Raw genomic sequence first — 17,260 nt, 5'->3', positions numbered from 1 at the left:
AACGTGCTCGCAGTGAAGTGCATGCCGCCAAGCTGGGCCTCGGCGAGCGTGGACCGGTCTGGTGGGACGACGGCGCGCCAGACTACAACCGGCACCTGCTCAAGAATACGCCTTATGCGCAAAAGTGACGTCATGGCGCGACTGGCACCGTGACGTCATCGTTAAAACCATCTCAACAGGTTGATGCGAAGAGAATCGCGAAGTCGGGCCTCAAGTCCCGCCGGAGCCGGGCCGTATTGTGATTGAAATCGAAGTTCAGAACGAAACCCACCAGACCGTCTTCCGCATCAAGACGGTTGCCGTGCCGCGCATCGGCGAAGGCATCCGCCTGCGCGAACCGAACGGCTCGTGGGCTTCCTACGACGTGCTCGACGTCTGGTACCAGCAAGCCGAATTCGGCGAGGTCTGGATGCCTTACGTCCATGTCCGCATGACGCCGGACGAATTGCGCGCCGTCGAAATGGCCAAGTCGAACCCCATGGTCGACAAGGCGCAGGCGATCCCGATCGAGGATTTCCTCAAAAAATTCGAAGGCGACGTGGAGCACGAAACGGTCAAGCTCAACCTCGACATGGGCGAAAGCAACTAGGGCTGATGAACTCTGCCAAATCAGGCGCGTGGCGGCTGCCTGCGGTAGCTGAGCGCCTCTGCTATGTGGATGCGGCCGACCTGTTCTGACCCGGCCAGGTCGGCGATCGTGCGCGCGACGCGCAGCATTCGCGTATAGCTGCGGGCGGACAGCCGCATCGCGCTGGCCGCCTGCATCAGCAACTGGCGGCCCGCCTCGTCCGGGCCGGCGAAGCGTTCGAGCGCATCGCCCTGCAGTTCCGAATTGGTGCGCACCCCGCTTTCGGCCTCGCGTGCGCTCTGGCGGGCCCGGGCGGCCGCAACACGGGCGGCGACCTCGGCGCTTCCTTCGGCAGGTGGAGGAAGCGCGAGATCGGCCGCGCTGACCGGATCGACTTCCACGTGGAGGTCGATCCGGTCGAGCATCGGACCTGAAACCTTGCTCTGGTAATCGGCAGCACATTTCGGCGCGCGGCTGCAGGCGAGCGCGGGGTCGCCGAGGTGGCCACAGCGGCACGGGTTCATCGCGGCGATCAGTTGGACGTTGGCGGGGAAGGTCACGTGTGCGTTCGCGCGCGCCACATCCACCGTGTTCGTTTCAAGCGGCTGCCGTAGCGAATCGAGCACCGCCCGCTGGAATTCGGGCAGTTCGTCGAGGAACAGGACGCCAAGGTGCGCCAGGCTTACCTCGCCCGGCTTCACACGCAGTCCCCCGCCTGTGAGCGCAGCCATGCTGGCGGAGTGGTGCGGAGCCCTGAAGGGTCGTGCGCGGCTGATGCGACCGTCTTCGAGCAGGCCGGCGACCGATTGCACCATGCTCACCTCGAGCGCCTCGGGCGGGGTGAGTGGCGGCAGGATTCCGGGCAGGCAGCTTGCAAGGAGCGACTTGCCGGCACCGGGTGGCCCGATTATCAGGAGGTTGTGGCCGCCCGCCGCCGCTATCTCGAGCGCGCGCTTGGCTGTTTCCTGCCCCTTTACCTGCCTGAGGTCGGCGCAATGGACCGGTTCGTCGACCAGTCCGCGCTCGGGTTCGGCGAGCTGCCCTGTTCCCTTGAGATGATTGAGCAGGCTGGCAAGGTCGGGCGCGGCGAGGACCGGTACCTGGCTTGCCCACTTGGCTTCCGAACCTTGCGCCGCGGGGCAGATCAGGCCCTTGCCCGTCTCGCTGGCATGCATCGCGGCGAGGAGCACGCCCGGCGAAGGCGCTACTCGTGCGTCGAGCGCCAGCTCGCCCACCACGATCCAGTCCTCCAGCTGCTCGGCATCGGTCACGGCCATCGCGGCGAGCACTGCCAGTGCGATCGGCAGGTCGTAATGCGACCCCTCCTTGGGAAGGTCCGCAGGCGACAGGTTGATCGTGATCCGCTTGGGCGGCAGAGCCAGTCCCATGGATGACAGGGCGGCGCGCACCCGTTCCTTGCTTTCGCCCACGGCCTTGTCCGCCAGCCCGACGATGTTGAAGTTCGGAAGGCCCGGCGCAAGCGAGCATTGAACCTCCACCGCGCGCGCTTCCAGCCCGAGATAGGCCACCGTCCGGACCAGTGCGACCACCCTTAACCCCCGTCTCTGTATTCGTCCGGAGGCAGTGACGAAAAACCCTTTTGTTGTCGAGACTTGGCAGGCAAAATGTTCGGGAAAGACATGGCGTTAACGCCGCGTTGACCATGCCCTTTGGCAAGCCGGTAAGAGGGGCGGGCGCAGTGCGGCTGCATGCTTCGCGCGGTCCTTCTCCTGCTTGCCACACTGGCCACCGGAATTGCCTCCCCGGTGGCGGCGCAGTCGATGGGCCTCGTGAAGCTCCCTATTGCCTTCGTCAGCCAGCCGGTCGTGCAGCAGGTCCATGCGGGTCGCCCGATCCCCGCGATCGAAGCGCCGCGCGCGCCGGTATCGGTCACGGTGCAGACGATCGTCTACGCGCCGGTCCCCGCTGCACCGCAGTTCGTCCCGCGACCGGTGCAGCAGCCGACCTATTCCGCCTTACGCGCCCGCTTCCCCGGCATCGACCGCAGCTTGCGAAATTACAGCGCCGGGATTGCCCAGTACGGTCCTTTCCGCGTGCTCGACGAAGGGCGCGTGGCGCTGGTCGGCGAAACCGATGCGGACAGCCCGCGCTGGTTTCGCGTCATGATGCGCCGCCACCCCAACCTTGCGCAGCTCGACATGGTCGAATGCCCGGGCACGAGCGATGATCTGGCCAACATGAAACTCGGCCGGATGATTCGTGCAGCCGGGCTCGCCACATATGTTCCGCGTCGCGGATCGGTGCGTTCGGGTGCGGTCGAGCTATTCCTCGCAGGTACGGCCCGCGATATCGCCGACGGGGCGGAGTTTGCCGTGCACAGCTGGATGGATGAACATGGCCACGAAGCGCAGGATTACGAAGAGGATGCGCCGGAAAACCGCCGCTACCTCACCTATTACCGTGAAATGGGCATGAGCGAGCGTGATGCGCGTGCATTCTACCGCTTCACCAACTCCGTCCCGCACCGCTCTGCCCGCTGGCTCGATGCGCGCGAAATGCGGCGCTGGGTGGGCGGCGGAGCCGGCATTGGCGAGCGTGCACCGCAGATTGCCTATGCCGCATATTGACGCTGCGCGGAGGGCTTGACCGACCACAGCGTTTCGCCTAAGCGCCCCTCCACCAATGCGGTCGCCGGCAGCGGCGGCCCTTTTTGTTGGCGCGATTCGCCCGACAGACAACGAATTTTTGAAGGACTATCCGATGAAGCGGACTTTCCAGCCCTCGAACCTCGTGCGCGCCCGTCGCCACGGTTTCTTCGCGCGCAAGGCGACCCCGGGTGGCCGCAAGGTGCTTCGCGCCCGTCGCGCTCGCGGCCGCAAGAACCTCTGCGCCTAATCGCCTGATCCGCCGCGCCCTGTGCGCGGCCATGATCGCGATAATCAAACGGGCTCCCATCGGGGGCCCGTTTTGCGTATCTGCCTACCATGCCGCACGGCCTATCCGTCATCCGCAAACGCAGCGACTTCCTCGCCGCCAACAAGGGGCTGCGCAATGCACGGCCCGGCTTCGTGCTGCTGACGCGCCCGAACGCGGGGCTGGGGAAGCGCTACGGCATCACCGTGACGAAGAAGATCGGCAACGCCGTCGTGCGCAACCGGATGAAGCGCCGCTTCCGCGAACTGCTCTGGGCAGGCCTTCCCGAATTCGGCCTGCCCGACCACGACCATATCCTGATCGGCCGCGAAGGCGGGGTCGAGCGTGACTTTGCGATGCTGGCCGAGGAACTTGCCGCCGCGCTGGAGCGGGCAAGGGACGGCAAGGGCGACCGCCCGCGCGGCCCCCGCCGACCGCGGAGCCCGCGCGCATGAAGCATGTCCTGATCCTGATTGCCCGCGCCTGGCAGCTGGGCCCCAGCCGCATCCTGCCGCCGACCTGCCGCTATTCTCCCTCGTGCAGCCAGTATGCCATCGAGGCGCTGGGAAAATATGGGGCGATCAAGGGTGGATGGCTGGCGCTGAAGCGGCTATTGCGCTGCCAACCGTGGGGGGGCTGCGGACACGACCCCGTTCCGTAGCTGTCTTGACGATCTAACACACCATTCCCATCTGAACCGAAACCTGAACCGGGATCGACCTTGGAAAATTCGCGCAACATCATTCTCGTCGTCGTGCTGTCGATGGCCCTCTTGCTGGGCTGGGACGCTGCGATGAACTATTTCTACCCGCAGCCGGACGAGCCGGTGGTCGCTGCCGAAACCGCCGTCCCATCGGGTGAGGGCGCAGAGGTTCAGCATTCGCGGACCGGCGGACTGACCGATCCTGCTGCGCTGAAGCAGGAAGCGGCGGACCTCGAAACCGCGCTGGCATCGCCCGACCGGGTGCGCATCGATTCGCCCAAGGTAGCAGGTTCGATCAACCTGACCGGCGCCGTGATCGACGACGTGGTGCTCAAGGATTACGCCGAGACGACCGACAAGGACAGCGGCCCGGTTCGCCTGTTCTCGCCGCGCGGCACGCCTGCCCAGCATTTCGCCCAGCTGGGCTTTATCGTGAACGGCCAGAAGCTGCCCGATGCAACAGTGTGGCAGGCCGATGGCGATCTGCTGTCGGTCGACAAGCCCGTCACGCTGACGCACGACGCCGGCAACGGTCTGGAACTTCAGCTGCGCTATGCCATCGACGAGAACTACATGGTCACCGTCGAGCAGAGCATTGCCAACCGCTCTGCCGTCCCCGCAGTGGTCCAGCCGTTCGGCCTCGTCAGCCGTACTTCGGACACGGCGAGCGCAGACTTCTTCATCGCGCATTCCGGCCCCATCGGCGTGTTCGGCGACAGCGCGAATTACGACACGGACTACGGCGATCTCGACGATGACGGTCCGGTCAGTCCGCAGGGACGTGCCGAATGGCTCGGCTTCACCGACATCTACTGGCTGTCCGCGCTCGTCCCGCAGGACGGTTCGGCCCCGGATGCGACCTTCCGCGCGCTCGGCGGCAATGCCTACCGCGCCGACATGATCTACGACCCGGTGACCGTGCCGGCCGGCCGCAAGTACACGACAACTTCGCGGCTTTACGCCGGTGCCAAGGATTCCACGATCCTCGACGCCTACCAGGATGCCGGCCTTGCGCAGTTCGGTCTGGCGATCGACTGGGGCTGGTTCCGCTGGTTCGAAAAGCCGCTGCTGTGGTTGCTCAAGACGCTGTTCGATCTCGTCGGCAATTTCGGCGTGGCGATCATCTGCCTCACCATCATCGTTCGCGGCGTGATGTTCCCCATCGCGCAGAAGCAGTTTTCTTCGATGGCATCGATGAAGGCGATCCAGCCGCGGATGAAGGCGATCCAAGAGAAGTACAAGGACGACCGCCTCCAGCAGCAGCAGGAAATGCAGAAGCTGTTCCGCGAGGAAAAGGTCAATCCGCTGGCAGGCTGCCTGCCGCTGATCCTGCAGATCCCGATCTTCTTCGCGCTCTACAAGGTGCTGTATCTCGCCATCGAGATGCGTCACCGCAACTTCCTCTGGATCGAGGATCTTTCCGCGCCCGATCCGGCGACCATCCTGAACCTGTTCGGCTTGCTGCCGTTCACGCCGCCCAGCTTCCTCGCCATCGGCGTGCTGGCAGTACTGCTGGGCGTCACCATGTGGCTGACCTTCAAGCTGAACCCGTCGGCGATGGACCCCGTCCAGCAGCAGGTCTTCGCGATCATGCCGTGGGTCCTCATGTTCATCATGGCACCTTTCGCGGCCGGCCTGCTGCTCTACTGGGTAACCTCGAACATCCTGACGCTGGCGCAGCAGAAGTATCTCTATTCCAAGCATCCGCAATTGAAGGCGGCTGCCGAGAAGGAGAAGGCCGAAAAGGCGGCCGAGGCGGCAAAGGCCAAGGGATGACCGAAGAAGAAGCCGCCGAACTGGCACAGCTGGAACGGCGGGCCAACAAGCTGTTTTCGGGCCGGGTGGAGTTCCTCCTCTCGGCCCCGCAGCTCAAGTTCCTGCCCGAACCGACCGTCCCCGAAATCGCCTTCGCGGGCCGTTCCAACGTGGGCAAGAGCTCGCTGTTGAACGCGCTGACTGGCCGCAAGGCCATCGCACGTGCTTCGGTGACGCCCGGCCGCACGCAGGAGCTAAACTTCTTCGAGGTTGGCGAGCCGACGCTGTTCCGCCTTGTCGACATGCCGGGCTATGGCTTTGCCAAGGCTCCGGTGAAGGTCGTCGAGAAGTGGAAGAACCTCGTGAAGACCTATCTTCGCGGGCGCCAGGTGCTGGTGCGCAACCTTGTCCTCGTCGACAGCCGGCACGGCCTCAAGGATGTCGACCGCGACATGATGAAGATGCTGGACGAAGCTGCCGTCGGCTACCGCATCGTGCTGACCAAGGCGGACAAGGTGAAAGCCAGCGATCTCGAAAAGGTCGTTGCCGCAACCGAGGCCGAGGCAAGGAAGCACATCGCCGCCTATCCGCAGATCCACGTCACTTCGAGCGAGAAGGGCATGGGCATCGCGGAACTACGCGCTGCCGTCCTGAGCGACGTCGGCGTCTGATCGGCGATCGGGCGGGTGCGGCCCACCCCGTTCAGCTCATCAATTCGCGTACAAAGGGGATGAGACCCGTCTGGCGCTGGCGCTTCATGCGTTCGGCGTCGAGGATTTCGCGCACCTTGCCGAAGCACAGGTTCACGTCCTCGTTGATCACGACATAGTCGTAGGCGTCCCAGTGGCTGATTTCCGCACGGGCGCGTTCCATGCGGGCATCGATCACGTCCTTTTCGTCCTGCGCGCGCGCTTCAAGGCGGCGGCGCAGTTCGGCGATGCTGGGCGGCAGGATGAACACCCGGACCACGTCCTGCTGGTCTTTCTGGTAAAGCTGCTGAGTGCCCTGCCAGTCGATGTCGAACAGGAAATCCTGCCCGTCCTTCAACGCTGCGCGGATGCGGCCCTTGGGCGTGCCATAGCGATGGCCGAAGACATGCGCCCATTCGTAGAAGTCGTCTTCCTCGACCATGCGGTCGAATTCGGCATCGTCGACGAAGTAGTAATGCACGCCATCGATCTCGCCCGGACGCGGCGGACGGGTGGTGACGCTGACCGATAGCTTGATCTCGTCATCGGCCTCCAGCAGCATGCGCGATATGGTCGTCTTGCCCGCCCCGCTGGGCGAGGACAGGATGAACATCAGCCCGCGGCGGGCGAGTGCGGCTTGCGAAGAGGAGGATTCGGCCATGCGCGCTGTTGGCGCATGGGGCGGGTGCGAATCAACCCCGCGCTTGCTTCAGTTCACACTCAAGCGTCGCCCTTGGTCTGCTTGCGCAGCGTGCGATCGCCCTTGCGACGAGCCGTGCGGCGCGACTGGCTGCGGTCGAACAGGACCTTGAGCGCGAGGCCAGCGCCGACCGCCAGCGCGCCCGGCACCGAGCGGGTCGCGACCTTGGTCACGCCATAAGCGGCCAGCGTGTGGACGATGGAGCGGTTCTCGACCGCATCCTTGGCGAATTGCTTGCCATACTGGCGGCCGAGCAGCATCTTTTCGACCGTCTGGCGCGAAATGCGCCCCACGCTTCGCAGCATGATCTCGTTGATCAGCAGGTTGGTGGCGGGATTGGTGCTGGGTCCGGGCACGGGGTCCGGGACGCCGGGATTAGGATCGGTCGCCTGTTCGAGCGCGTCTGCCGCCCGGTCGGTCAAGTGAGTCGGCTTGTTCTTACGTGCCACGCCCGTGTCCTGCCCCGTTTGCGGCGCTGGTTTGGAACCGCGCCGTTTACTTCTTGCGGCCGAAATCGACCGTGACGACGTTCGAGCCGTCTTCCGCCCCTTCAACGGGTGCAGGGTCTGCCTGTTCCTCGTCATTGCCGGCCGGATCGGTTGCGGCGGGCGCCATGTCGGCGACGGTAGCCTGGAACTGCAGTCCGAAGTCGACCGCAGGATCGACGAACTGGGTGATCGCCGAATAGGGAATGTCGAGCTGGGCAGGGATCTGGTTGAACGACAGGCCGACGCTGAAGCCGTCTTCGCGCACATTCAGGTCCCAGAACTTGTTCTGCAGGACGATCGTCATCTCGTCCGGAAACCGCTCGCGCAGATTTGCGGGGATGGAAACGCCCGGGGCATGGGTCTTGAACGTGATGTAGAAATGATGCGCGCCCGGCAGTTCGCTGCCGCTTGCCTCGATTTCGCCCAGCACGCGGCCGACCACGGCACGCAGCGCTTCCTGCACGATCGTGTCGTAGGGGATCAGGCTGTCGGGCGTATCGTCGCTCATGGCGCACTAGGTGGAACCGCGCGGCGTGCGGGTCAAGCGCTTTAAGCCTGACTTTACCGTGCGAATAGCCGCATTTTCTTGCGCCTAGCGCCCGCTCGCCTATAGCGCGGGCCATGCGTACAGGCCGTATCGAGAGAAACACCGCCGAAACGAAAATCCTGGTCGAGGTCGATCTCGACGGGACCGGCACCTACGACGTCGCAACGGGGATCGGCTTCCTCGACCATATGGTCGAACAGTTCGCCAAGCATTCCCTTATCGACGTGACCATGAAGGTCGATGGGGACCTGCATGTCGACCAGCACCACACGACCGAAGACAGTGCGCTCGCGCTAGGCCAGGCTCTGGCACAGGCGCTCGGCGACAAGGGTGGGATCGCCCGCTACGGCAGCGCCTATTCGCCGATGGACGAGACGCTGGCGCGCGTGGCGCTCGATATTTCGGGCCGCCCATACCTCGTGTGGAAGGCCGGGTTCAGCCAGGAAAAGCTGGGCGAATGGGACACCGAGCTGATCGAGCACTGGTTCCATTCGGTTGCCCAGACCTGCGGTCTGACGCTGCATGTCGAGCTGCTTTACGGCACCAATAACCACCATATCTGCGAGGCGATCTACAAGGGCTTCGCCCGTGCGATGCGCGTCGCAGTGGAGATCGATCCGCGCAAGGGCGGGGCCATTCCGTCGACCAAAGGACAGCTCGGTGGCTGAAGTCATTGCCCTCGTCGATTACGGCGCGGGGAACCTGCATTCGGTCGAGAACGCGCTGAGGAAGGTCGGGGCAGCGGTAAAGGTGACCGCCGATCCCGACGTGCTTCGCGCCGCCGACCGCATCGTTTTGCCCGGCGTTGGCAGTTTCGGCGCCTGCGCTGCGGGCCTGCGCGCCGAGAAGGGCGTAATCGAGGCGATGCACGAACGCGTCTTCGTCGGCGGCGCTCCGTTCCTCGGCATTTGCGTGGGCATGCAACTGCTTGCCACGCGCGGGCTCGAACATGGCGAAACCCCCGGGCTCGACTGGATTCCCGGCGAGGTTCGTCTCATCCGCCCGCGCGATGAAAGCGTGAAGGTCCCGCACATGGGCTGGAACGATGTCGCCCCTACGCACCAGGCGGAAGACCACCCCGTGATCGAGGATGGCGAGGCCTATTTCCTCCATTCCTACCATTTCCATGCCGAAAAGGGCCGCGACGTGCTGGCCATGACCGACCATGGCGGCGGCCTTGTCGCAGCCGTCGGACGCGACAATTTGCTCGGCGTGCAATTCCATCCGGAAAAGAGCCAAGCCTACGGGCTCGGCCTCCTTTCCCGCTTTCTCGAGTGGAAGCCATGATCGTTTTTCCCGCCATCGACCTGAAGGCAGGCCAGGTCGTGCGCCTTGCCGAAGGCGATATGGACCGCGCGACGGTCTACGGTGACAACCCGGCCGCGCAGGCGAAACTGTTTGCCGACGCGGGTGCACAGCATCTCCATGTCGTCGATCTCGACGGCAGTTTCGCTGGGTCTGCGCAGAACCGCGACGCGGTGGAGAGCATCGTCGCGGCTTTCCCGGGGCACGTGCAGCTGGGCGGCGGCATCCGTCGGCGCGAAGACGTCGAGGGCTGGTTCGATGCGGGCGTCTCGCGCATTGTCATGGGCTCGGCCGCCTTGAAGGACCCCGAATTCGTCAAGGACATGGCGCGCGAATTCGAGGGCGGCATCGTCGTTGCGGTCGATGCGAAGGACGGCATGGTCGCGACCGAGGGCTGGGCCGAGGTGTCCGACGTGCCCGTGGTCGACCTCGCCCGCCGGTTCGAGGACGCGGGCGTTGCCGCGCTGCTCTTCACCGACATCGGGCGCGACGGGCTGCTCAAGGGCGTGAACCTCGATGCGACGGTCGATCTTGCACGGCAAGTCGATATTCCGGTGATCGCCAGCGGCGGCGTAAAGGGCATCGACGACATCCACGTCCTCTCGCTCCACGCGAAAGAAGGCATCGAAGGCGTGATCACTGGCCGTGCGCTTTATGACGGGCGGCTGGACCTTGCAGCGGCGCTGGCAGTGGCGGCGCGGGCATGACCGTCCGCATCCGCGTCATTCCCTGTCTCGACGTCGCCGATGGCCGCGTGGTGAAAGGCGTGAATTTCGTCGACCTCAAGGACGCGGGCGATCCGGTCGAACAGGCGCAGGCCTATGACCGGGCCGGTGCCGACGAACTCTGCTTCCTCGACATTTCGGCCAGCCACGAAGGGCGCGGCACGCTGCTTGACATGGTGCGGCGTACCGCGGCGGTGTGCTTTATGCCGCTGACGGTCGGCGGAGGGGTGCGCAGCGTCGAGGATGCGCGTGCATTGCTACTCGCCGGCGCCGATAAGGTGGCGGTCAATTCTGCCGCCGTCTCGCGGCCCGAACTCGTGCGCGAGATCGCAGAGAAATTCGGCAGCCAGTGCGTCGTCGCCAGCGTCGATGCCCGCGCAAAGACACATGGCGAGGGCTTTCGCGGCTGGGAAATCTACACCCATGGCGGTCGCAAGCCGACGGGGATCGACGCGGTGGAACACGCCCAGCACCTCGCCGAACTTGGCGCGGGCGAACTGCTCGTCACCTCGATGGACGGCGACGGGACCAAGCAGGGCTATGACCTCGAACTGACCCGCGCGATTGCCGACAGCGTTTCGGTGCCCGTGATCGCCAGCGGGGGTGTCGGCACGCTCCAGCATCTCGTCGAAGGCGTGACCGAAGGCCATGCCAGCGCCGTTCTCGCCGCCTCGATCTTCCATTTCGGCGAATATTCCATCGCCGAAGCGCACACTGCCCTGCGCGCGGCGGGCTTGCCTGCGCGCGGCTGATCGGTGCAGGAGAAGCACATGGATACGCTCGCCCGTCTCGAACAGACCATCGCCCAGCGTCTCGGCGCCTCGCCCGATGAAAGTTATGTCGCGAGCCTGTATCACAAGGGTCTTGCCAAGATCGCCCAGAAGGTCGGCGAGGAAGCGGTCGAAGCCGTGATCGCAGCCGTCGGCGACGACCGTGACGGCCTGGTCGCCGAAAGCGCGGATCTCCTCATGCACCTTCTCGTGCTGCTGCAGGCCAAAGGCGTATCGCTGGCCGAGGTGCTGGCCGAACTCGACCGGCGCGAGGGCGTCTCGGGCCTGGAAGAAAAAGCCAGCAGGAGCGAATGACGTTGCCGATCGATCCCACGCAACCCTATGACGACAACAACATCTTCGCGAAAATCCTGCGCGGGGAAATCCCCTCGACCAAGGTCTACGAAGACGAATGGGCCTTTGCCTTCGAGGACATCAATCCGCAGGCGCAGGTGCATACGCTGGTCGTACCCAAGGGGCGCTATGTCAGCTGGGACGATTTCAGCGAGAAGGCGAGCGCGGAAGAAATCGCCGGCTTCGTGCGCGCGGTAGGCAAGGTCGCCCGCGACAAGGGACTGGTGGAGCCGGGCTACCGGATGATGGCGAATATCGGGCACCACGGCGGACAGGAGGTGCCGCATCTCCACGTCCACATCTTCGGCGGGCAGTTCCTGGGGCCGATGATCGCAAGATAAGCACGTGTCGGCGACGGGGCGCGCAGGCGTAAAAATCCCGTGCTTGCCGCGCGAGTCGGCGCTGGGCTAGAGGAACCGCGGCCATGAACATGCCCAACTTCCCCGACGGTATCATCGACAAGGACCGGCATCTTTATGCCGTGCGCGCCTATTACGAGGACACGGACCTGTCGGGCATCGTCTATCACGCGAATTACCTGCGCTGGTTCGAACGCGCACGTTCGGACCTGCTGCGGCGGTTGGAGATCGACCAGCGCGCCGCCATCGAGGCGGGCGAGGGCGCCTACGCGGTGTCCGAGATCAATCTCAAGTACCTGCGCCCCGCGAAACTCGACGACGATGTGCTGATCGAAACGCGTTGCACCGAACTGAAGGCCGCATCCTGCCGGATGCACCAGAAGGCGTTTCGCGGAGACGAATTGCTGGCCGAGGCACATTTGCGCGTCGGCTTCATTTCACTTGATGGGCGGCCCCGCCGGCAGCCCGAGGATTGGCGCGCATCCTTCGCGCGCTTCGCCAGCTCGACAGAGGCATAATGACGACACTTTCCCTCCTCGCCGTAACCGCTCCGACCCGTGTCGATCCCGTCCAGCTGTTCATGGACGCCGACATTGTCGTCCAGCTGGTCATGCTCGGCCTCGTCCTTGCCAGCATCTGGGTGTGGACGATCATCGTCTCCTTCTCGCTGCGCATGGGCAAGCTGAAGACCCGTACCCGCAAGTACGAGGAAGATTTCTGGCAGGCGGAGAACTTCGACCGCTTCATGGCCGAACGCGGCACCCGTGATGTTCCGTCTGCCCGCGTGGCGCAAGCCGCCGTCGTCGAATGGCGCAAGTCGACCAAGGGCGAGGTTCGCGATCGCGAGGGTCTGCGCAGCCGCCTTGCCTCGGCCATGGAAAGCCAGGTAGCCATGGAGGCCGACGACATTGCCGAGCGCCTCAACTTCCTCGCCACCGTCGGTGCGGTCGCCCCTTTCGTCGGCCTGTTCGGCACGGTCTGGGGCATCATGAACAGCTTCTTCCAGATCGGCGCGCAGGAGAGCTCCTCGCTCGCCGTTGTGGCACCCGGCATTTCGGAAGCGCTCTTCGCTACCGCCATCGGCCTGTTCGCCGCCATTCCCGCGGTGATCGCCTATAACCGGTTCAGCCACTCGGTCGAACGGTTCGAGGCCGGCCTCCACCGCTTCGCCGACCGGCTGCACGCAACTTTCAGCCGCCAGCTGGAGCAGCGCTGAAATGGCGATGAACCTCGCCTCTGCCAAAGGCACGCGCCGCCGTCGCGGGCGCGGCGGGCGGCGGCCCATGTCCGAAATCAACGTCACGCCCTTCGTCGACGTGATGCTGGTGCTGCTGATCATCTTCATGGTCACGGCCCCGCTGCTGACCGCAGGCGTGCCGATCCAGTTGCCCGACAGCAGGGCCAATGCCCTGCCGCAGGAAGCGCAGCAGGTGTCGATCAGCATCGATGCGGAAGGCTATGTCTACATCGACGACCAGCAGGTGCCTGTCGGGGGATTGCCGCAGTCGCTCGAGAACCTGCCGCGCACGGGCGAGGGGCCGGACATTACCCTTCGCGCTGACCGCGCGCTCGACTACGGCCGCGTGATGGCGGTGATGGGCGAGCTCAACCGGGCCGGTCTCAATCGCATCTCGCTGGTGACGAATGGCGGCCAGTCGGCCCCCCCGGTCAATTCCGGTTCATCCGACGAGGAATAGCCAGAAGGTCATGGAGAGAACCGCAATCAGGGCAGAGGAGCGTACCGGGCTGATCGTCGCGGTCGCGCTGCACCTGCTGGTGCTCGCCGCGCTGGTGATTCAGGCCTTTTTCGAAGGCGACAAGGCCCCGCCGCGCACCGAGCGCATGACGGTGAGCCTGGCCGAAGACGTCGGGATGGAGGCGACCGCGCCAGATCCGGTGCCGGAAAGCCGCGCCGCGATCGCGCCCGAACTGGCCGATGTCCCGGCCCCTGCACCCGAAATCCTGCCCGCACCGTCGACGCCGCAAGTCGATCGCCCGACGCCGAGAGTTCAATCGCCCGTTCCCGCCCCTGCACGCGAGACACGCCAGCAGCCCCGCCGCGAGCAGCCGCGCCAGCAGGCGCAGCCGCGACCGGCAGAGCGGGGCGGCGGCTCGCGCATCGGCGATAATTTTCTTGCCGGTGCAGGCGACAGCACGACGACCAACGAGACCCGCGTCCCCGCCTCGCAGATCGGCGCGAGCGCGAAGGCATCGCTGGTCCAGGCCATCTCGCGCAAGATCAAGCCGCATTGGAAACCGCCTAGCGGCCCGGAGGTGGAGGAAATCACCACTTTCCTGCGGTTCCGCCTCAATCCCGATGGCAGCCTTGCCGGCCGGCCCGAGGTCGTTCGCCAGACCGGCGTGAACGACACCAACCGCGCACAAGCGGGACGCCATGGCGAACAGGCCATCCGCGCGGTGCAACTGGCTGCCCCGTTCGACTTGCCAGAACAGTACTATGAAGCCTGGAAGGTGGTTGGACCCTTCGGCTTCGACTGGAGACTTGCCCAATGAAGTACCTGATAGCTGCAACCTTCGCCTTCGTGGCCGCACCGCTCGCCGCGCAGAACCAGGATCTTGGGGAACCGATCCCCGAAGGCCAGGACGTGGAAACGATCGAGGAAGAGGGCGGCCTGACCGGGTCGGTCAGCTTCGAGGGCAATCTCGACGATCTCGGCATCGCCATCCCCGCCTTCGCGACCGACCGCAATGTCGCCACCCCTGCCAATGCGCAGGGCACCGCGGCGCTTGGCGTCGAACTGGCCCGTGTGATTACCGCGGACCTGCGCAACAATGGCCTGTTCAAACCGACCGGTCCCGATGCGCTGCCCAAGCCGAGCTTTGCCAATATCAACGCACCGGCCTGGGCGACCTGGTCAAACCGCGGGGCCGAGATGCTGGTCCACGGATACGTCCGTGCGCGCAGCGACGACCGGCTGACCGTGGGCTGCTATCTCTACGACATGGCACTGCAGAGCCGCCTCGTCGCAGAAGGCTGGGTGGTCTCGCCTGCCGACTGGCGGCGCGCCGCACACAAGTGCGCCGACCTCATCTATTCGCGCCTGACCGGTGAAAGCCCGTTCTTCGACAGCCGCATCGCTTACATTGCTGAAACCGGCCCCAAGGATAACCGAGTCAAGCGGCTCGCCATCATGGACAGCGACGGGGCGAACCACCGCTTCATCACGACCGGCCGTTCGACCGCGCTGACGCCGCGCTATTCGCCCGATTACAAGCAGCTGGTCTATCTCAGCTATGTGGACGGCAACCCGCGCATTTATGTCTACGATATCGGCACCGGCCGCCAGACGCTGGTGACGCAGAGCGAGAACCCGACCTTCGCACCCCGCTGGAGCCCCGACGGTCGCTACATCCTCTATTCGATGGCAGTCGGCGGAAATACCGACATCTACCGCGTCTCCGCGCAGGGCGGGCGCAGCGAGCGGCTGACCGATGCGCCCGGCATCGATATCGGCGGCTCCTTCTCGCCCGATGGCCGGCAGATCGTGTTCGAAAGCGACCGGTCGGGAAGCCAGCAGATCTACATCATGAATGCCGACGGTTCGAACCAGCGCCGCCTGTCGTTCTTCGGTGGCCGGTCCGCGACGCCCGAATGGAGCCCGCGCGGCGACCAGATCGCCTTCACCCACATTGCTGGCGACTTCAACGTGGCGGTCATGAACCCCAGTGGTCGCGGCTTCCGCAAGCTGACCAGCGGCTGGCAGGACGAGGCGCCGACCTGGGCGCCCAATGGCCGCATCATCCAGTTCTTCCGCACCGAGCGGAATACCGGCAAGACCTCGCTGTGGCAGGTTGACCTCACCGGCGAGAACGAGCGCCGCCTGCCAACGCCGGTCGACGCATCGGACCCGGCATGGGGACCGATCCTGCCGTAAGTGCATTGAGAGTTTCGTGGGGACGAAAAACCGATCGGGGGCAAGCCGATTGAAAACCGCTGTTTTACAAGGGGACAGCCTATGAATACCCGTTTCGCTACTGTCGCTGTGCTGACCTCCGCGCTGGCCTTGGCCGCGTGCTCGAAGAAGGCTCCGGAAGAGCTTCCGCCGCCGCCGGAAGATGTCGCGACGCCGACTCCGACGCCGACCTCAACCGGACCGGCGGTGGGCTCGATGCAGCACTTCATCGCTGCCGTCGGCCAGTCGAACACGGTCGTTTATTTCGAGACCGACCGCTACAATATCGACGCCGAGGATAGCGCCAAGTTGCAGACGCAGGCGCAGTATTTCAGCCAATATCCGCAGATCAATTTCACGATCGAAGGCCATGCCGACGAACGCGGAACGCGCGAGTATAACCTTGCTCTGGGCGAGCGCCGCGCCAATGCGGCGAAGAACTACCTCGTCAGCATCGGCATTCCGGCCAACCGCATCCGCACCGTCAGCTACGGCAAGGAACGCCCCGTGGCGCTCGGTTCGAACGAATCTGCATGGGCGCTCAACCGCCGCGCCGCGACGATTACGATCAACTGATCATGAAGGAATGGGTCCCGGCCAGGCCGGGGCCCGTTTCGCTCAGAAACGCGCGTTCAGGTCGAACAGCGGCGCATGACCGGCAAGCTGGCTGCCGGCCGGAATATCGAAATAGCCCGCGCCCGCCGACAGGGCGAAAAGGCCCATGGTCAGTGCGGCGGCGATGGCAGAAAGCGTAAGCTGCTTGCTCATGACATGGCCCCTAGGCTGGAAACGTGAAACAATCGTTGCAATGCAACATTTCGAATTGAAACTGGTTCCCATATCCTTGCCAAGTTCGCCAGTGCTCTTAGATTGACGACCATGCCAGCCCGACAAACGACTTCCGGAACGATCTACCGTGCCTAAGGCGCGGCGCTCCAACGATTGGGGATTTCCCCGCTGGCGCGGGTACGACGCCAGCCGCGAAGCCGCGCCTGTTCGCCTGTGCGACCGGCATGGTTGCGAGGAAGTCGGCGACTGTCCCGCACCCAAGGCGCCCAACAGTCCCGAGCGCTGGATGTTCTGCCAGGCCCATGCCGCCGAGTACAATCGCGGCTGGGATTATTTCGAAGGCCTCGACAAGGCCGATAAGGAGGCCCGCGCCAAGGCAGAGCGTACCGAGAATGCCGGCTATGCCGAAGCGCAGCACTACGGCTGGGCAGGCAGCGGCGACGGATCGCGCAGCGCAGACGAAATGCGCGCGCTCGAAGTGCTCGACTTGGAGGCCGATGCCGACTTCGCGACCGTGAAGAAGGCATTTCGCGCCCGGGCCAAGGAAGTGCACCCCGACGTCAAGCCGGGCGACAAGGATGCAGCGGCCCAGTTCCAGCAGTATTCGCTTGCCTACGAAATCCTAAAATCTGCCGAGGAAAGACGCGAATGGAAGGGCTGATGCCTTTCTAAATCACTGTTTTCGCGGCCCCTCATAGTAAAGGTCGCGTTTACGAATTT

General features: G+C 64.6%; 25 protein-coding genes. 20 read left to right on the top strand and 5 right to left on the bottom strand.

What is annotated here, in order from left to right:
• Window positions 1-238 precede the first annotated feature (238 nt).
• On the top strand, window positions 239-589 hold the full coding sequence (locus LC083_RS04740) for a hypothetical protein (protein ID WP_226699400.1): 351 nt from the start codon (window positions 239-241) through the stop codon (window positions 587-589).
• 20 nt (window positions 590-609) lie between these two features.
• Here the strand turns inward: LC083_RS04740 and LC083_RS04735 are convergent, their stop codons facing one another.
• Window positions 610-2,118: a YifB family Mg chelatase-like AAA ATPase gene (locus LC083_RS04735; protein ID WP_226699399.1), complete on the bottom strand. Its 1,509-nt coding sequence runs from the start codon at window positions 2,116-2,118 to the stop codon at window positions 610-612.
• A 159-nt stretch (window positions 2,119-2,277) separates the two neighbouring features.
• On the opposite strand from LC083_RS04735, the gene LC083_RS04730 reads away from it, so the two are divergent.
• The 6 genes from LC083_RS04730 to yihA all read left to right on the top strand — a co-directional run bounded on the left by LC083_RS04730 (window position 2,278) and on the right by yihA (window position 6,571).
• On the top strand, window positions 2,278-3,156 hold the full coding sequence (locus LC083_RS04730) for an alpha/beta hydrolase (RefSeq protein ID WP_226699398.1): 879 nt from the start codon (window positions 2,278-2,280) through the stop codon (window positions 3,154-3,156).
• Window positions 3,157-3,289: 133 nt separating this feature from the next.
• Window positions 3,290-3,424, top strand: coding sequence for a 50S ribosomal protein L34 (gene rpmH / locus LC083_RS04725; protein ID WP_006833929.1), 135 nt, complete (start codon window positions 3,290-3,292; stop codon window positions 3,422-3,424).
• An 89-nt stretch (window positions 3,425-3,513) separates the two neighbouring features.
• Window positions 3,514-3,897: a ribonuclease P protein component gene (rnpA, locus tag LC083_RS04720; RefSeq protein WP_226699397.1), complete on the top strand. Its 384-nt coding sequence runs from the start codon at window positions 3,514-3,516 to the stop codon at window positions 3,895-3,897.
• A complete protein-coding gene (yidD, locus tag LC083_RS04715) occupies window positions 3,894-4,103 on the top strand; it encodes a membrane protein insertion efficiency factor YidD (RefSeq protein ID WP_160608269.1) in 210 nt (69 codons plus the stop codon). The genes rnpA and yidD overlap by 4 nt, the downstream gene beginning before the upstream one ends.
• A gap of 60 nt (window positions 4,104-4,163) precedes the next feature.
• Window positions 4,164-5,921 carry a membrane protein insertase YidC gene (gene yidC / locus LC083_RS04710; RefSeq protein ID WP_226699396.1) on the top strand — a complete coding sequence of 586 codons (1,758 nt, stop codon included), beginning with the start codon at window positions 4,164-4,166 and terminating at the stop codon, window positions 5,919-5,921.
• On the top strand, window positions 5,918-6,571 hold the full coding sequence (gene yihA / locus LC083_RS04705) for a ribosome biogenesis GTP-binding protein YihA/YsxC (RefSeq protein WP_222555137.1): 654 nt from the start codon (window positions 5,918-5,920) through the stop codon (window positions 6,569-6,571). The genes yidC and yihA overlap by 4 nt, the downstream gene beginning before the upstream one ends.
• 31 nt (window positions 6,572-6,602) lie before the next feature.
• Here the strand turns inward: yihA and gmk are convergent, their stop codons facing one another.
• The 3 genes from gmk to LC083_RS04690 are packed head-to-tail and all read right to left on the bottom strand — an operon-like array spanning window position 6,603 to window position 8,285.
• Entirely contained in the window at window positions 6,603-7,250 is a 648-nt protein-coding gene (gene gmk / locus LC083_RS04700; RefSeq protein WP_160608266.1) for a guanylate kinase, read from the bottom strand.
• A 59-nt stretch (window positions 7,251-7,309) separates the two neighbouring features.
• Window positions 7,310-7,738, bottom strand: coding sequence for a hypothetical protein (locus LC083_RS04695; RefSeq protein WP_226699395.1), 429 nt, complete (start codon window positions 7,736-7,738; stop codon window positions 7,310-7,312).
• A gap of 46 nt (window positions 7,739-7,784) precedes the next feature.
• Window positions 7,785-8,285: an SspB family protein gene (locus LC083_RS04690; protein ID WP_224831236.1), complete on the bottom strand. Its 501-nt coding sequence runs from the start codon at window positions 8,283-8,285 to the stop codon at window positions 7,785-7,787.
• Between the two features lie 113 nt (window positions 8,286-8,398).
• On the opposite strand from LC083_RS04690, the gene hisB reads away from it, so the two are divergent.
• The 12 genes from hisB (at window position 8,399) to pal (ending at window position 16,327) form a co-directional block, all read left to right on the top strand.
• The gene (gene hisB, locus LC083_RS04685) at window positions 8,399-8,992 is read left to right on the top strand and encodes an imidazoleglycerol-phosphate dehydratase HisB (protein ID WP_226699394.1); all 594 of its coding nucleotides are present in this window, start codon (window positions 8,399-8,401) and stop codon (window positions 8,990-8,992) included.
• Window positions 8,985-9,611, top strand: coding sequence for an imidazole glycerol phosphate synthase subunit HisH (hisH, locus tag LC083_RS04680; RefSeq protein ID WP_226699393.1), 627 nt, complete (start codon window positions 8,985-8,987; stop codon window positions 9,609-9,611). The genes hisB and hisH overlap by 8 nt, the downstream gene beginning before the upstream one ends.
• Complete coding sequence (hisA, locus tag LC083_RS04675) at window positions 9,608-10,336, top strand: 1-(5-phosphoribosyl)-5-[(5-phosphoribosylamino)methylideneamino]imidazole-4-carboxamide isomerase (protein ID WP_226699392.1); 729 nt, start codon at window positions 9,608-9,610, stop codon at window positions 10,334-10,336. The genes hisH and hisA overlap by 4 nt, the downstream gene beginning before the upstream one ends.
• Window positions 10,333-11,106: an imidazole glycerol phosphate synthase subunit HisF gene (hisF, locus tag LC083_RS04670; RefSeq protein ID WP_226699391.1), complete on the top strand. Its 774-nt coding sequence runs from the start codon at window positions 10,333-10,335 to the stop codon at window positions 11,104-11,106. The genes hisA and hisF overlap by 4 nt, the downstream gene beginning before the upstream one ends.
• An 18-nt stretch (window positions 11,107-11,124) precedes the next feature.
• A complete protein-coding gene (locus LC083_RS04665) occupies window positions 11,125-11,439 on the top strand; it encodes a phosphoribosyl-ATP diphosphatase (protein WP_226699390.1) in 315 nt (104 codons plus the stop codon).
• Window positions 11,440-11,441: 2 nt separating this feature from the next.
• The gene (locus tag LC083_RS04660) at window positions 11,442-11,819 is read left to right on the top strand and encodes a histidine triad nucleotide-binding protein (protein ID WP_226700016.1); all 378 of its coding nucleotides are present in this window, start codon (window positions 11,442-11,444) and stop codon (window positions 11,817-11,819) included.
• 83 nt (window positions 11,820-11,902) lie between these two features.
• Complete coding sequence (locus tag LC083_RS04655; RefSeq protein WP_226699389.1) at window positions 11,903-12,355, top strand: YbgC/FadM family acyl-CoA thioesterase; 453 nt, start codon at window positions 11,903-11,905, stop codon at window positions 12,353-12,355.
• A complete protein-coding gene (gene tolQ, locus LC083_RS04650) occupies window positions 12,355-13,053 on the top strand; it encodes a protein TolQ (protein ID WP_160608257.1) in 699 nt (232 codons plus the stop codon). The genes LC083_RS04655 and tolQ overlap by 1 nt, the downstream gene beginning before the upstream one ends.
• Before the next feature lies 1 nt (window position 13,054).
• On the top strand, window positions 13,055-13,534 hold the full coding sequence (locus LC083_RS04645) for an ExbD/TolR family protein (RefSeq protein WP_226699388.1): 480 nt from the start codon (window positions 13,055-13,057) through the stop codon (window positions 13,532-13,534).
• 10 nt (window positions 13,535-13,544) lie between these two features.
• Entirely contained in the window at window positions 13,545-14,351 is an 807-nt protein-coding gene (locus LC083_RS04640; protein WP_222555126.1) for an energy transducer TonB, read from the top strand.
• Window positions 14,348-15,733, top strand: coding sequence for a Tol-Pal system beta propeller repeat protein TolB (tolB, locus tag LC083_RS04635; RefSeq protein WP_226699387.1), 1,386 nt, complete (start codon window positions 14,348-14,350; stop codon window positions 15,731-15,733). The genes LC083_RS04640 and tolB overlap by 4 nt, the downstream gene beginning before the upstream one ends.
• 81 nt (window positions 15,734-15,814) lie before the next feature.
• Window positions 15,815-16,327 carry a peptidoglycan-associated lipoprotein Pal gene (pal, locus tag LC083_RS04630; protein WP_160608253.1) on the top strand — a complete coding sequence of 171 codons (513 nt, stop codon included), beginning with the start codon at window positions 15,815-15,817 and terminating at the stop codon, window positions 16,325-16,327.
• 42 nt (window positions 16,328-16,369) lie between these two features.
• Here pal and LC083_RS04625 read toward each other — a convergent pair whose 3' ends face one another.
• The gene (locus LC083_RS04625) at window positions 16,370-16,519 is read right to left on the bottom strand and encodes a hypothetical protein (RefSeq protein WP_226699386.1); all 150 of its coding nucleotides are present in this window, start codon (window positions 16,517-16,519) and stop codon (window positions 16,370-16,372) included.
• Window positions 16,520-16,667: 148 nt separating this feature from the next.
• On the opposite strand from LC083_RS04625, the gene LC083_RS04620 reads away from it, so the two are divergent.
• Complete coding sequence (locus LC083_RS04620) at window positions 16,668-17,201, top strand: J domain-containing protein (RefSeq protein WP_226699385.1); 534 nt, start codon at window positions 16,668-16,670, stop codon at window positions 17,199-17,201.
• Window positions 17,202-17,260 lie beyond the last annotated feature (59 nt).

Origin of the sequence: Qipengyuania gaetbuli, assembly GCF_020524765.1 — a bacterium.
In the GTDB taxonomy this organism is placed as follows: domain Bacteria; phylum Pseudomonadota; class Alphaproteobacteria; order Sphingomonadales; family Sphingomonadaceae; genus Qipengyuania; species Qipengyuania gaetbuli_A.
This window is presented reverse-complemented; position numbering and strand designations above follow the sequence as displayed.